The following is a 13,604-nucleotide window of genomic DNA, read 5'->3' as shown; positions in this document are numbered from 1 at the left end:
TACTACTACCACCCGCCGCAATCATGACCGCTGAAGATTTACCTGACTGGGTCACGTTGTACTCAGGCAATTGCGGTCGGTACGGTCGCGGCACCGATCCGAAAAGAATCCACACCACGGAGGAAATCGTGGCTCTTCCCCAGCTTACCGAGGAGCAGCGAGCCGCAGCGCTGGAGAAGGCTGCTGCCGCTCGTCGCGCTCGGGCTGAGCTCAAGGAGCGCCTCAAGCGCGGCGGCACGACCCTGACGGACGTGCTCAAGGCCGCCGAGAGCGACGAGGTCCTGGGCAAGATGAAGGTGTCCGCGCTGCTCGAGGCCCTCCCGGGCGTCGGCAAGGTTCGCGCGCAGCAGATCATGGAGCGCCTCGAGATCGCTCCCAGCCGTCGCCTGCGCGGTCTTGGTGACCGCCAGCGCAAGGCCCTGCTCTCCGAGTTCAGCGGAGAGTGATTGGCACCGAGGCGGGGGCGGGTTCTGCCCGCTCCCGCCTCACCGTCTTGTCCGGGCCGTCAGGCGTGGGGAAATCCAGCGTTCTGGCGGAGCTGCGCAGGCAGCAACCCGATATCTACTTTTCCGTCTCGGCGACCACCAGGAAGCCGAGGCCGGGCGAGGTCGACGGAGTGCACTACCACTTCGTGGACCGCGAGAAGTTCCAGCAGATGATCGAGGCCGGCGAGTTCCTCGAACACGCCGAGTTCGCGGGAAACTGCTACGGAACTCCCCGCAGGCCCGTCGAGGAGGCCCTGGCCTCCGGCCGTCCCGCCCTGCTCGAGATCGAACTGCAGGGCGCGCGCCAGGTCCGCGTCGCGATGCCGAACGCCCAGCTCGTGATGTTGATGCCCCCGTCGTGGGAGCACCTGGTGAGGCGTTTGACCGGCCGTGGCACCGAGGATCCGGCGGTGGTGGAGCGCAGGCTCGACATCGCCCGTGAGGAGCTCGCGGCCGAAAAGGAGTTCGACGAGGTGGTGATGAACGCCGACGTGAAGTCCGCGGCGGCCGACTTGCTATCCTTGATGGTCGGACCACGAATTTCAGGAGATTGACGAGTGATCACCCACACCGAGCTCGGTCACCTGACCGGTTCCCCGGAGGGCATCACCAACCCGCCGATCGACGACCTGCTTGAGCAGGTGAGCTCGAAGTACGCGTTGGTGATCTACGCCGCGAAGCGTGCCCGCCAGATCAACGACTACTACGCGCAGCTCGGCGAGGGCCTGCTCGAGTACGTCGGCCCGCTCGTCGAGCCGGGCCCGCGTGAGAAGCCCCTCTCGATCGCCCTGCGCGAGATTCACGCAGGTCTGCTCGAGCACACCGAAGGCGAGTAGGGGGCCGAGCCCTCACCTCGTCTCAGCCGGGGCCTGGCTCCGGACCCCCAGCGGGGTTCCTCCTCGCGGAGGCGTGACCCTGGCCGGTCGTTCCTCACAGGAGAGCTGTTGACTTCCGCTGCATCTGACGCCGATGCCCCCATCAAGCCCAAGATCGTTCTTGGGGTTGGCGGGGGCATCGCCGCGTACAAGGCCTGTGAGGTTCTGCGGCGGCTGACCGAATCCGGCCACTCCGTGCGGGTCATCCCCACCGAGGGCGCGCTGAAGTTCGTGGGAGCCGCCACGTTCGAGGCGCTGTCCGGCCAGGTCGTGACCGCCGACCCGTTCGACGACGTGCACGAGGTGCCGCATGTCAAGCTCGGGCAGAACGCAGACCTCGTGGTGGTCGCCCCGGCGACCGCGAACCTCATCGCGAAGGCCGCGCACGGCCTCGCGGACGATCTTCTGACCAACACCCTGCTGACCGCGCGCTGCCCGGTCCTGCTGGTGCCGGCGATGCACACGGAGATGTGGGAGCACCCGGCCACCCAGCACAACGTGGCGTTGCTGCGGTCGCGCGGTGTCGTCGTGGCCGAACCCGCGTCCGGCCGGCTGACCGGCAAGGACACCGGCAAGGGACGGCTGCCGGACCCCGCCGAGATCGTCGAACTGGCCCGGCTGCTCTTGGTGCAATCCGAGGCGTTGCGGCGGACACTCGAAGGTGTGCACGTCGCGATCTCCGCCGGTGGCACGCGGGAACCACTCGATCCGGTGCGGTTCATCGGCAACCGCTCGTCCGGCAAGCAGGGCTATGCCCTCGCACGGGTGGCGGCCCAGCGCGGTGCACGGGTGACGTTGGTCGCCGGCAACACCGCGGACCTGACCACGCCGGCCGGGGTCGACCTGGTCAGGGTGGGGTCGGCGGTCGAGCTGCGCGAGGCGATGCACAAGGTCGCGGCGGACGCGGACGTGGTCGTGATGGCCGCCGCGGTGGCCGATTTCCGGCCGTTGTCGCTGACCGGCCACAAGATCAAGAAGACCTCCGCCGATCCCGACCCGATCGCGCTGACGAAGAACCCCGACATCCTCGTGGAGCTCGTTTCCGCACGTCGCGAGGGTCAGGTCATCGTCGGGTTCGCCGCGGAGACCGGCGACGAGACCACGTCGGTGCTCGACTACGGCCGCGCCAAGCTGCACCGCAAGGGCTGCGACCTCCTGGTGGTGAACGCTGTCGGTGACGGCAAGGCGTTCGAGCAGGAGGACAACGCCGGCTGGCTGCTGACCCGCGAAGGCGCGGAAACCCCTATACCGCACGGGCCCAAGACGCAAGTGGCGTCCGTGGTGTGGGACGCAGTTACCGCTCGCTTGACTGAGTCTCAGTAGACTTTTCTCCAGTCCAACCCGCTAATAAGGAGTGTCCGTGAGCCAGCACAGCAGCAGGCTGTTCACCAGTGAGTCGGTGACCGAGGGACACCCCGACAAGATCTGCGACGCGATCAGCGACTCGATCCTCGACGCGCTGCTGGCGAAGGACCCGCGCTCCCGGGTTGCGGTGGAGACGCTGGTCACCACCGGGCAGGTCCACGTCGCGGGTGAGGTCACCACCGAGGCGTATGCGGACATCCCCACGATCGTCCGCGAGAAGATCCTGGAGATCGGCTACGACTCGTCGCAGAAGGGCTTCGACGGCAACTCGTGCGGCGTGAACGTCGCCATCGGCGCGCAGTCCCCGGACATCGCGCAGGGCGTCGACACCGCGTTCGAGAACCGGGTCGAGGGTGCCGACGACGAGATCGACAAGCAGGGCGCCGGCGACCAGGGCCTGATGTTCGGCTACGCGTGCACCGACACGCCCGAACTCATGCCGCTGCCGATCGCGCTGGCCCACCGCCTGTCGCGCCGCCTGACCGCGGTCCGCAAGGACGGCACCGTCCCGTACCTGCGCCCGGACGGCAAGACCCAGGTCACCATCGAGTACGCGGGCGACCAGCCCGTCCGCCTCGACACCGTCGTCATCTCCACCCAGCACGCCGACGGCATCGACCTCGAGAAGCTGCTCGGCGTCGACCTGCGCGAGCACGTCGTCCAGCCCGAGATCGACGCGCTGTCGCTGGACACCTCCGGCGTCCGCCTGCTGACCAACCCGACCGGCCGCTTCGTCATCGGCGGCCCGATGGGTGACGCGGGCCTGACCGGCCGCAAGATCATCGTCGACACCTACGGCGGCATGGCCCGCCACGGCGGCGGCGCCTTCTCCGGCAAGGACCCGTCGAAGGTCGACCGCTCCGCCGCCTACGCCATGCGCTGGGTCGCCAAGAACACCGTCGCGGCCGGCCTGGCCACCCGCGTCGAGGTCCAGGTCGCCTACGCCATCGGCAAGGCGGCCCCGGTGGGCCTGTTCGTCGAGACGTTCGGCACCGAGACCGTCGACCCGCAGAAGATCCAGCAGGCCATCACCGAGGTGTTCGACCTCCGGCCCGCCGCGATCATCCGCGACCTCGACCTGCTGCGCCCGATCTACGCCCCGACCGCCGCGTACGGCCACTTCGGCCGCACCGACGTCGACCTGCCGTGGGAGTCGACGGACCGCGCCGACGCCCTGCGCAAGGCCGCCGGCGGCTGATCGTTCGCTGACACGGCCCGCTTCCCTGCCGGGAGGCGGGCCGTCGCGCTGTCAGAAACCGATGACGAAGCGCTGGGCGGGGGTGTTGTTGCAGTCCCAGGTCTGCATGGCCAGCCCGACGGTGGTCTGGGCACCCGGTACGTCGAGGCACAGGTTGTGGTCGCCGCCCGCCATCGACTCGATCTCGGCGATGCTCGGCGGCGCCGGGATGGTCTTCCACACGTGGTTGCTGACCCGCGGCAGGCATGCCACCTGGGCGACGGGCGACCCGCGGCGGACCGGGCCGTTCATGTAGAAGCAGCGGCCGCTGGCCTCGTTGATGATCTGGTAGTTGTTGCTGGAGATCCTGTCGAAGTGCCAGTTCTGGATGGCGCTGCCGGGAACGCAGGGCATCTGCACGATCCGCGCGTCGAACGTGCTGCCGCCCTCGGGCTGCAGGCACAGGCCGCTCCACGTGTTCTTGATGGGTTTGAAGACACCGGCGGCGTTCGCGACCCCGCCGGTCGCCGTGAGCGCCAGTCCGAGCGCCGCCAGCACGACGAGCATCTTTCTCCGAATTTTCATGGCCGAACCATGGCGGCCGGGCCTGGCACGGACCTGAAACCTGACGGAAACGGCGTTCCAGGCTGACATCACCGGGTCGCCGGACGACTACCTGGTGTGCGGGTGCGGATTCTGGGACCGGTCGACGTGACGGTGGACGGCATGCCGAGGGAGGTGCGAGGCCTGCGCCGCAAGGCGGTGCTCGCCGTGCTGGCGCTGCGGGCGGGCGAGATCGTGAGCACGGATCGGCTGGGCGAGGTGGTGTGGGGCGACCATCCGCCCCGGACGGCCGCGAACACGCTTCAGCACCACGTGTCCTATCTGCGTGGCGTGCTCGGCGATCGTGCGGCGATCGCGGTGCGTGCGCCGGGGTACGTGCTCGGCGCCGACACGGATCTCCTTGCGGTCCAACGGTTGATCGAACAGAGCAAGGGCGAGGCCGACCCGGCCGCTCGAGCGGCGCACCTGCGGGCGGCGCTCGCGTGCTGGCGGGACCGGCCACTGGTGGACGTGACCGGGCACGCTTGGCTGGACGAGCAGGCCGAGCGCATCGCCGCGCTCAGAACCGAGGCCGAGGACGCGTTGACCGAGGTGCGGCTGGCGCTCGGCGAGCACGCGATGCTGGTGCCGGAGCTGGAATGGCGCAGCCGGGAGCAGCCGTTCCGCGAGCACGTGCACGGACAGCTGATGCTCGCGCTGTACCGCTGCGGACGTCAGGCCGAGGCGCTCACGGCGTACCAGCGGCTGCGGCACGCGCTCGGCGAGGAACTGGGGATCGACCCGAACCCCGCTCTGCGGGAGCTGGAGGCGGCCGTCCTGCGCCAGGACGTCGCACTCGACCTGCCGGGAGTCGCGCTCACGTCGCGGGCCGGTGTTCTGCTGGAGCGCGAGCACGAGCTCTCCGAACTGACCGCCGCCGCACGGGAGGCGGTCGCGGGGAACGGCTCGGTGGTGCTGGTGTCCGGCGAGCCCGGCGTCGGCAAGTCGGCATTGGTGGACGCGGTGCGGGGGAGGGCGCCGCGACAGGCCCGGTTGCTCGTCGGATGCTGCGACGACCTCGCCACGCCACGCGCGCTCGGCCCGTTCCGCGACCTGTTCGGTCCACGGCTGCGTGCCGCGGGGGACCGGGACGAGGTGTTCGAGGTGCTGCTCGCCGAGCTGGCCCGGCCGACGGTTCTCGTCATCGAGGACGTCCACTGGGCGGACGAGGCCACCGTGGACGCACTGTCCTTTTTGGTCAGACGAGTGGCTTCGCTGCCCGTGCTGCTCATGCTGACCTACCGCACCGCAGGACCGTTGCTGCAGCGCCTGCTCGGGCAGGTGGCCGCGGCGCCTCGGGTGCGGCGGTTCGAGCCGGCGCCGCTGTCGGCCGCGGCGGTCGGACGGCTGGTCACGGCGAGCGGGCTCGACCCGCGCGAGGTGTACGCCGTGACAGGGGGAAACCCGTTCTTCGTCACCGAGATCCTCGCGGCAGGACACCTCGACCGCGTCCCGCCGACGGTCGCCGACGCGGTGCTCGCGCGGCTGGATCGGCTGGACCGCGACGGTCAGGAGGCGTTGGCGCAGCTCGCGGTCATTCCATCCACTGTGGAGCGGTGGTTGGTCGACGCGCTGCTGCCGGACGGGGTCGCCGCCGTGGTGGCCGCGGAACGGCACGGGTTGCTCACCGTGACACCGGCCCGCACCGGGTTCCGGCACGAGCTCATCCGGCGCACCGTCGCGGACGCGTTGCAGGTGGCCCGGCGGGTCGAGCTGAACCGCCACGTCCTCGCCGCACTCGTGGCACGAGACGGTGTCGACCTGGCGCGCGTCGTGCACCACGCCGCCGAGGCCGGTGACACCGGCGCGATCGTGCGGCATGGCCCCGAGGCCGCCGAGGCCGCGAGCCGGGCCGGCTCGCACCTGGAGGCGGCGGCGCACCTGCGTCTCGTGCTGCAGCGGCGAGAACTGCTCGATCAGGAGCGGCAGGCCGACCTGCTGGGCCGCTATGCGATCGAGAACAGCGTCATCGGGGACATGGGCCCGGCGGTGGAGGCCCAGCGGGAGGCGGTCGCACTGCGGCGCGGTCTCGGTGACGTCCGCGCGCTCGGCGCCGACCTGGCGTGGTTGTCGCGGATCTGCTGGCAGGCGGGCATTCCCGAGCTCACCGGCAGCAGCGCGGACGAGGCCCTCGCACTGCTGGAGGGTGCGGGCGACGACAGGGTGCTTGCCCGCGCGCTGACCCACCAGAGCGCCCTGCGGTCGATCGCCTACCGCGCGGAGGAGAGTCTCATGCTGGGGGAGCGCGCGGTGGTCCTCGCCCGCGCGGTCGGAGATCAGCAGATCCTCGCCCACGCGTTGACGAGCGTCGGCACCGCGCAGGCCGACCTGGGTCTGGCGGAGGCGTGGACCACTCTGACGGAAGCCCGGCGGGTGGCACTGGCGTCCGGCTCGGTCAGCGACTTCTGCCGGCTCACCGTCAACGTCGTCGAGTTCCTCCTCTGGGAGCTCCGCCTCGACGAGGCCGTGGACTGCGTCACGACGGCGATCGCGATGGCGGACAACGCGGAGGAGCTCCGGTACCTGAACCGCATGTACACGTGCCGGGCGACGGTCGCGGTGGAGACGGGCGACTGGGACCAGGCGACGACGGACGCGGAGCTGGTGGCCGGAGCGCAACCGCCGGCCAACCCGCCGACCCGGTGTCCCGCCCTCACCGCACTGGGCAGGGTGCGGGTGCGCCGCGGTCTGCCCGGCGGTGAGGCGGTGTTGGCGGAGGCCTGGGACATCGCGCGACAAACCGGGGAGCTGCAGAACATCGGCCCGGTCGCCGCGGCCCGTGCCGAGGCGGCGTGGCTGCGCGGCGACGAGGTCGCGGCCGCGGTGCTCGAAACCCTGCACGCGGAAGCACAGCGGCTCGGCGTGCGGGCGCTGGTCGCGGAACTGGCGTACTGGTTGCGCATCGCGGGCTGTCCGGTGCCGGTGGACGACTCCGGCCATCCTCACGCGTTGCTGGCGGCGGGCCGATGGCGTGAGGCCGCCAAGACGTGGCAGCAGGCCGGGTGCGACCACTGGTACGCCGTCGCCCTCCTCGAGAGCGACGACCCCGGCGACCTGGCCGAGGCGCTCGCGATCTTCGAGGGTCTCGGTGCGCGCCCTCTCGTGGCCCGTGTGCGCGCTCGCGGTATCTCCTAGGTGCCGGGCGACTCCGTAGTGCGTGGGGGACAACACGATCCTGCCGTTGCACGGGGTGCCGCGGCCGCTGGACGTCGAGCTGCCGCGGTTGCGGCTGGTCGACCGCCTGCGCCAACGCTGGACCAGCCCGATCACGCTGGTCGTCGCTGGCCCCGGCTTCGGCAAGACCACCGCGCTGGCCCAGGCCGTCCGCGCGAACCTCCTCGAACCCCGCGGCGTCGACGCCTGGGTCACCTGCGGCCCTGACCACGAGGACGCGAGCCACCTGGCCCGCACGATCCTGGCCGCCCTCGACACGGTTCCCTGCCCCGAACCCGGCGCGCCGGAAGTGCTCGAGGCCCTCCGGCGCCGGGCCCCGCTGGACATCTGTCTCCTGCTGGACGACGTCCACGAGATCCCCGGCAGCTCACCGGGCGCGACCCTGCTCGCCGCCATCGCACGTGCCCTGCCCGGCACCGCACACCTGGTGCTGTCCGGGCGCCGCACGCCGGACCTGCCGCTGGCCCGCAGGGAGGCCGCTGGCGAGCTGGCCGCGCTCAGCACCGAGGACCTGGCCTTCACCGACGCCGAAACCGCCGCCCTGGCCACGAGGTTCGGCCGCGAGCTCCCCCAGGACCTGCACGGCTGGCCCGCGCTCATCAGGTTGTCGCTGTGCGCCGGTCCCGCCGCGTCCTGGCGCTATGCCGCGGAGGAGGTGCTGCACCGGCTCGCCGAGCCGGTGCGAAGAGCACTGGCCGCGTTGGTGACCCTCGGGTGTGCGACCGAGGAAGAGGTCGGCACGGTCGCCGATGGGCCTGTAGATCTCGACCGCCTCGCTCGCGAAGTCCCGTTGGTCGTCCGGCTGGACGACGGCCGGTACCGGGCGCACGACCTGTGGGCCGGCATCGTGCCCGCCGATCACCTGCGCGCCAAGGCGGTCGAGGTGCTGGCCGCTCGCGGTGAGCTGGCCGGGGCCGGGCGGATCGCCTGCCGGGCGCACGACTGGCCGCTGCTGGCGCGTCTCGCGGTCGAACTCGTGCGGACCACGTTGTCGGTGTTGCCGGCCGCGACAGCCCAGCGGTGGCTGAAAGCGGTGCCGGCCCGCCACCGCGAAGAGCCGGCGTTCCTGTTGCTCCAGGCCGCGATGACACACGCACGCGACTTCACCGACCCGTCCATCGACCGCCTGGTCGACCGCGCGTGCGCACAAATGGTGGAGAAGGGCGACCAGGACTCGGCAGCGGTGGCGCTGGGCCAGGCCGTGATCACCGCGCACTCCAGGGGAGACCTGGTCAGGCTGGCCGAGATCGCGCATCGGGCCCAGCGCCTCGACGCGTCCACACCCGTGCTCAGGTTGTTGCGGCACAGCGCGAACGCGGTGCTCGCCGAACTCGCGGGCGACCCGGAGCAGGGACTCGTGCACCTCGCCCAGGCGCCGACCAGCGAAGTGCCCAGGGCGCTTTCCGTGTCCACCACGCGGTTCCACGTGCATTGCCTGGCCATGTGCGGACGCGGACGTGAGGCCGCCGAGCTCGCCGAACGGATGCTGGACGACGACCTCGCCCGCCGGCACGCGGCCGTGGCGCGGTGGTTCGACGGCGAACCCACGACTACACCGGACAGCGTGGACAGCACGGCACGCGACGCGTTCGTGGCGCGGGCCTTTCACACCGTCATCGCCGCGTCGTTCGGTGACACCACGACCGAACTGCCGTGTGGTGATCCCGCAGAGAAGGACAACCCGCGCGACGCGGTCCTGGCGTGTGCGGCACAGGCGGCGGTGGCCGTGACGCGCGGAGACGAGGAGCTGGCCCGTGACGTCTACAAGCGGCATCTGGCGAAGTGGCCCGCGGACGTCAAGGTCGCCGAACGGCACCTGCGCCGCTTTCTGACGTTGGGATACGTGTTGAGCGACGAGCTGAGAGAGCGTTGGGACAACACGGACTTGGGCCCGTCACATCAGAAGGCACGGGCGGCGGGGCGTGCGTTCGTGCGAGCCCGACAAGGCGATCTCTCGTCAGATCTGCCAGAAGCGCACGCGTTGTGCTTCCTGCCGTTGCCGTGGTCGATCGAACTGGCCGTGCGCCTGGCCGCCACAGGCAAGACGAAGCTGGGCGCCTGGTTGTCCGATCACGCCGCGGTGCACCAGAAACTCCGCGATCTCGTTCACGATCCGGACCTCGCCGCCGGTGCCGCCAAGCTGCTCGCCACCGTGCCCACACCGCCGGACCACCCGATCGGCATCGAGGTCCTCGGACCGATGCGCGTGACCCGCAACGGTGTCGCTGTGGACGCACCGGAGCTGCGGCGCGCACGGGTGCGTCAGCTGCTGGGCCTGCTCGTGCTGAGTCCGGTGCTCAACCGGGACCAGGCGATGGACCTGCTCTGGCCGGAGCTCGATTCCGCCAGTGCGGCAAGGAATCTGCGTGTGACCATGACTCATCTCCGGCGGCTCCTGGAACCCGAGCGTGCCGGTGGTGAGGCCACCTACTGCGTGCGCAGCGACGGCGAGACGATCCGTCTGGTCCGCAGTGAGATGCTGAGCGTGGACCTGTGGTCGTTCCACGAGCTCAGCGACACGGACCAACTCGACCAGGCGATCGCGCTGTGGCGAGGAGAGCCGCTCGCCGAACTGGCCGACCTGTGCGAGGCCGAGATCGCCCGGATCAGGGCCCGGCACGTGCACAACCTGCTGGCGCTGGGCGAACTCCGGCTCGTCAGCGCGGATCCCGCCCAGGCGTGGCGGCTGGCCGATCGCGCGCTGGCGCTGGAACCGTTCGAGCCGCGCGGTCACCGCCTGGCGCTCGCCGCCGCGTTGCGCGCACGGAATCCACAAAGGACCTCGCGGACCCGTGCGCGCGTGCTGGACTCGTTGCGGCAGCTCGGGGTACGCCCCGATCCTGCCACGGAGATCCTGCTGCGACAGTCGGTCAGCAGCTGATCTGGACCTCCGTGGACGGCGAGCAGTAGTCGAAGCCGAGTTCGCCGTCACCGCGGTCGAAGTTCGGGTCGCCGGACAACAGGTCCATCCCGTCGCCGCCGCGCATGTCGTCGTCGCCGGGCTCGCCGTAGACGGTGTCGTCGTCCGCGCCGCCCTGGGCCTGGTCGTTGCCCCAGCCCAGGCAGATCAGGTCGTCACCGGTACCGCCGAACACGGTGTCGTTGTCGCCCAGGCCCACGATCACGTCGTCGCCGCCCATGCCGAAGATGGTGTCCGGGCCCGCGCTGCCGAAGATGACGTCCGCGCCGGGACCGCCGACGATCACTCCGGCGCCGACGATCGTCGGCACGGAGTTGTAGCAGGCTGCGGGCGTCGGGCGGTTCTGGAACGGCGGTGGCACCTCGTCGGCCTGGGCGACACCGACTGTGCAGAATGCGATGCAGAGCGCCGAGATGGCTGCTGTGGTGTGAATTCTCATGCCCTGAGAGTCGCGGTGGTGCGTTGCCCGAACGCTAACCGGAGCGCGCCATGTCCAGTTCCACGGTCGGCACGGGCGCTCCGATCTCGGTGCGGATCGCCGCCGCTTGGGCCCGCAGCGATCGGTTCTGCGTGACGTCGGCCAACGCCTCCAGCACGCTGGCCTGACGCCAGCGGTCGCCGAGTTCGCGGTGCAGCATGAGGCTGCGTTCCAGCAACGACCGTGCGGCCGCGACGTTGCCAGTGCCCTGTTCGACGACACCGAGCAGGTTGAGCGCCCAGGCGATGCCCTCCTTGAACTCCAGTTCGCCGAACGTGTCCAGCGCCTCGTCCAGCAGTTCGCGTGCCTCCGCCTCGTCGCCCCGGTACCAGGCGACGGCGCCGAGGTAGGCGAGCGAGGACGTGGCGCCGCGTTGATCACCCAAATCTCGCAGTGACTTCAGTGATGCCTGAAGATCGGCCTCCGCGACCGCGAAGTCACCGGCCAGCCAGGACGTAGCCCCGGCGAGTTGGCGGGCATAGGCGGCGTGCACGGGGTTCGACGCGCGCGCGGCCTCTTGGTAGTGGTGCAGCGCGGTTTCGTAGTGGCCGCGTTCTCGGGCGACCGAGCCGAGCAGCCGGTGCAGCCGGCCGGCGAGCGACGGGTCGGCCTCCAGTCCGTCCCGAGCGTAGCGGACGGCCTCCGCGTAGTCGCATTCAAGCATCGCCAACGTTGCCGCGGAGGCCAAAGCCTTGCCGCGCAACGGTCCTGAGCCTTTCAGTGCGATGTGCAGCCACTGCCGGCCCTCGTGGTAATTGCCGGTGCGGTGCCAGTAGCGGTTCAACGCGACGACCAGACGCAGGATCTTGTCCGTGTCGCCTGCTGCCGTGAACCAGTCCATGGTGCGTTGCAGGTTCGCGTGCTCCACACGCAACTCGTTGAGCAACGTGCCGGTCGAGTCAGCCTCGGCGCGTTCGGCCAGACGTAAGAAGAAGTCCGCGACACCGGCGTGTGCGGCCGACTGCTGTTCCAGTGCGAACGCGTGCACGGTTTCCAGCATGGAGAAACGGGTTTCGCCTGCCACCCGTGAGACCCGCACGAGTGACTTCGCGACCAAACCCGTCAGTGCGTCGAGCGAGCTGGCCAGCGCTTCCACGAGGTCTGCCGGGAATCCGCCCGCGCACACCGCGAGATCGGCGAACAGCGAGCGTTCCGAGGCCGTCAGGAGGTCGTGGCTCCACGCGATGGCGGCCCGCAGCGGTCCCAGCAGACCGAACCTGTCGCGCAGCCGGCGCACGATCTGGGCGGGCGTGAGGACCGAGGTGCGGGCGGCGGCCAGTTCCAGCGCCAGCGGGAGCCCGTCCAGTGCCGCGCAGAGCTGGGCGATCGCCGGTGCGTCGGCGTCGGTGTACGCGTGGGCGGCGCGGTCCAGGAACAGCTGCACGGCGTCGTACGCGGCCAGTTCGGTCAGCGAGCGCGGGACGTCGGGGTCGGGCACGGCGAGCGGCGGGATCGGGTAGACGGTTTCGCCTGGGACGTTGAGAGGTTCACGGCTCGTGGCGAGCACACGCAACCGCGGGTGCGCTGCGACGAACACGGCGCACTTCGCTCTTAGGCGTTCGCAGTTGTCGAGCACTAACACGGTGTTGCCGAGCGAGTTGAGTTCCCGGGTCGTGATGGCGAACGCCGCCGCGACCGCGTCCTCCACGCTGTTCGCCGAGGTCAGATCGACCACTGTGGACGACGGCGTGACGTGCTGGGCGAGCCGCGACTTGCCGCAGCCGGCCGGTCCGGTGAGCGTCACGAGCCGCGCCTTGTCCAGCAGCCGCATGATGTCCTGGGTTTCGCGCTGCCGTCCGACCAGACCGGCCTTCTCGTCCGGCGGGGGACAGGCGAGTGCTGCCGCCTCGACCGCGCGCAGGCCAGGTCCGGGGTCGACGCCGAGCTCCTCGACGAGCACGTTGCGGGCTCGTCTGACCGTGCTCAACGCATCCGCGCGTCGGCCGCCACGTAGTTGTGCGTCGGCGAGCAGCTCCCAGAAGCGTTCTCGTAGCGGATGGCTGACGACGAGCCGTTCGAGCTGGGCGGCGGCGGTTCCGCAGGCGCCGCGGCCGATGTCTTGTTGTGCCAGCGCTTCTTCGGTCGAGAGGCGTGCTTCGTGCAGCCGGGTGATCTCGGCGGACGCCCACTCGAAGACGTCGCAGTCGGAGAGAGGATCGCCGCGCCAGAGTGTGAGTGCCGCACGGGGCGAGGGGGCGCGCTCGAAGCGTGTGACGTCTACGTGCGAAGGATCGATACGCAACGCATAGCCCGCGCTTGTGGTGACCAGGACGTCGGTGAGCCCGATCGCGGCCAGTGCCGAACGGACGCGCGCGATGTGGCTGTGCAGCGTGCGCAACGCGGTAGGTGGGGGCTCGGTGCCCCACAACGCGTCGATGAGACGCGTTGCGGGGAGCACCGAGGGTGCGCGCAACGCCAGCAGCGCCAGGAGGGAGCGCTGGCGCGTGCCGGCGAGGCGCAGCACGCCGCCTGGCCCGGTGACTTCAAGGGGTCCGAGCAGGCGGACGTTCAGTTGGTCCACGCACGA

General features: G+C 70.5%; 10 protein-coding genes. 7 read left to right on the top strand and 3 right to left on the bottom strand.

The features are described 5' to 3' along the window. Nucleotides 1–128 precede the first annotated feature (128 nt). The 5 genes from mihF to metK all read left to right on the top strand — a co-directional run bounded on the left by mihF (nucleotide 129) and on the right by metK (nucleotide 3,923). Complete coding sequence (gene mihF, locus SK803_RS15100; RefSeq protein WP_030471603.1) at nucleotides 129–446, top strand: integration host factor, actinobacterial type; 318 nt, start codon at nucleotides 129–131, stop codon at nucleotides 444–446. Beyond that, entirely contained in the window at nucleotides 443–1,039 is a 597-nt protein-coding gene (gene gmk, locus SK803_RS15095) for a guanylate kinase (RefSeq protein WP_319966607.1), read from the top strand. Before mihF ends, gmk begins: the two co-directional genes overlap by 4 nt. Nucleotides 1,040–1,042: 3 nt before the next feature. After that, nucleotides 1,043–1,321: a DNA-directed RNA polymerase subunit omega gene (gene rpoZ, locus SK803_RS15090; protein ID WP_045313812.1), complete on the top strand. Its 279-nt coding sequence runs from the start codon at nucleotides 1,043–1,045 to the stop codon at nucleotides 1,319–1,321. Between the two features lie 108 nt (nucleotides 1,322–1,429). Continuing rightward, nucleotides 1,430–2,683, top strand: coding sequence for a bifunctional phosphopantothenoylcysteine decarboxylase/phosphopantothenate--cysteine ligase CoaBC (gene coaBC, locus SK803_RS15085; protein WP_319966606.1), 1,254 nt, complete (start codon nucleotides 1,430–1,432; stop codon nucleotides 2,681–2,683). A 37-nt stretch (nucleotides 2,684–2,720) separates the two neighbouring features. Further along, nucleotides 2,721–3,923: a methionine adenosyltransferase gene (metK, locus tag SK803_RS15080; protein WP_319966605.1), complete on the top strand. Its 1,203-nt coding sequence runs from the start codon at nucleotides 2,721–2,723 to the stop codon at nucleotides 3,921–3,923. Between the two features lie 51 nt (nucleotides 3,924–3,974). On the opposite strand, the gene SK803_RS15075 is transcribed toward metK, so the two are convergent. Further along, nucleotides 3,975–4,487 (bottom strand): RICIN domain-containing protein, encoded by a 513-nt coding sequence (locus tag SK803_RS15075; RefSeq protein WP_319966604.1) that lies wholly within the window; start codon nucleotides 4,485–4,487, stop codon nucleotides 3,975–3,977. A 102-nt stretch (nucleotides 4,488–4,589) separates the two neighbouring features. On the opposite strand from SK803_RS15075, the gene SK803_RS15070 reads away from it, so the two are divergent. Beyond that, entirely contained in the window at nucleotides 4,590–7,640 is a 3,051-nt protein-coding gene (locus tag SK803_RS15070; protein ID WP_319966603.1) for a BTAD domain-containing putative transcriptional regulator, read from the top strand. Between the two features lie 22 nt (nucleotides 7,641–7,662). Beyond that, a complete protein-coding gene (locus SK803_RS15065; protein WP_319966602.1) occupies nucleotides 7,663–10,560 on the top strand; it encodes a hypothetical protein in 2,898 nt (965 codons plus the stop codon). Here SK803_RS15065 and SK803_RS15060 read toward each other — a convergent pair. Both SK803_RS15060 and SK803_RS15055 read right to left on the bottom strand, forming a co-directional pair. Then, entirely contained in the window at nucleotides 10,550–11,038 is a 489-nt protein-coding gene (locus tag SK803_RS15060) for a calcium-binding protein (protein ID WP_319966601.1), read from the bottom strand. The genes SK803_RS15065 and SK803_RS15060 overlap by 11 nt on opposite strands. Nucleotides 11,039–11,072: 34 nt before the next feature. Beyond that, nucleotides 11,073–13,598: an AfsR/SARP family transcriptional regulator gene (locus SK803_RS15055; protein ID WP_319966600.1), complete on the bottom strand. Its 2,526-nt coding sequence runs from the start codon at nucleotides 13,596–13,598 to the stop codon at nucleotides 11,073–11,075. Nucleotides 13,599–13,604: the final 6 nt, after the last annotated feature.

It is taken from the genome of Lentzea miocenica (genome assembly GCF_033949945.1).
Taxonomy (GTDB): Bacteria; Actinomycetota; Actinomycetes; order Mycobacteriales; family Pseudonocardiaceae; genus Lentzea; species Lentzea miocenica.
Note: the sequence above shows the minus strand (reverse complement) of the source record. Positions and strands in the feature narration are given on the sequence as shown.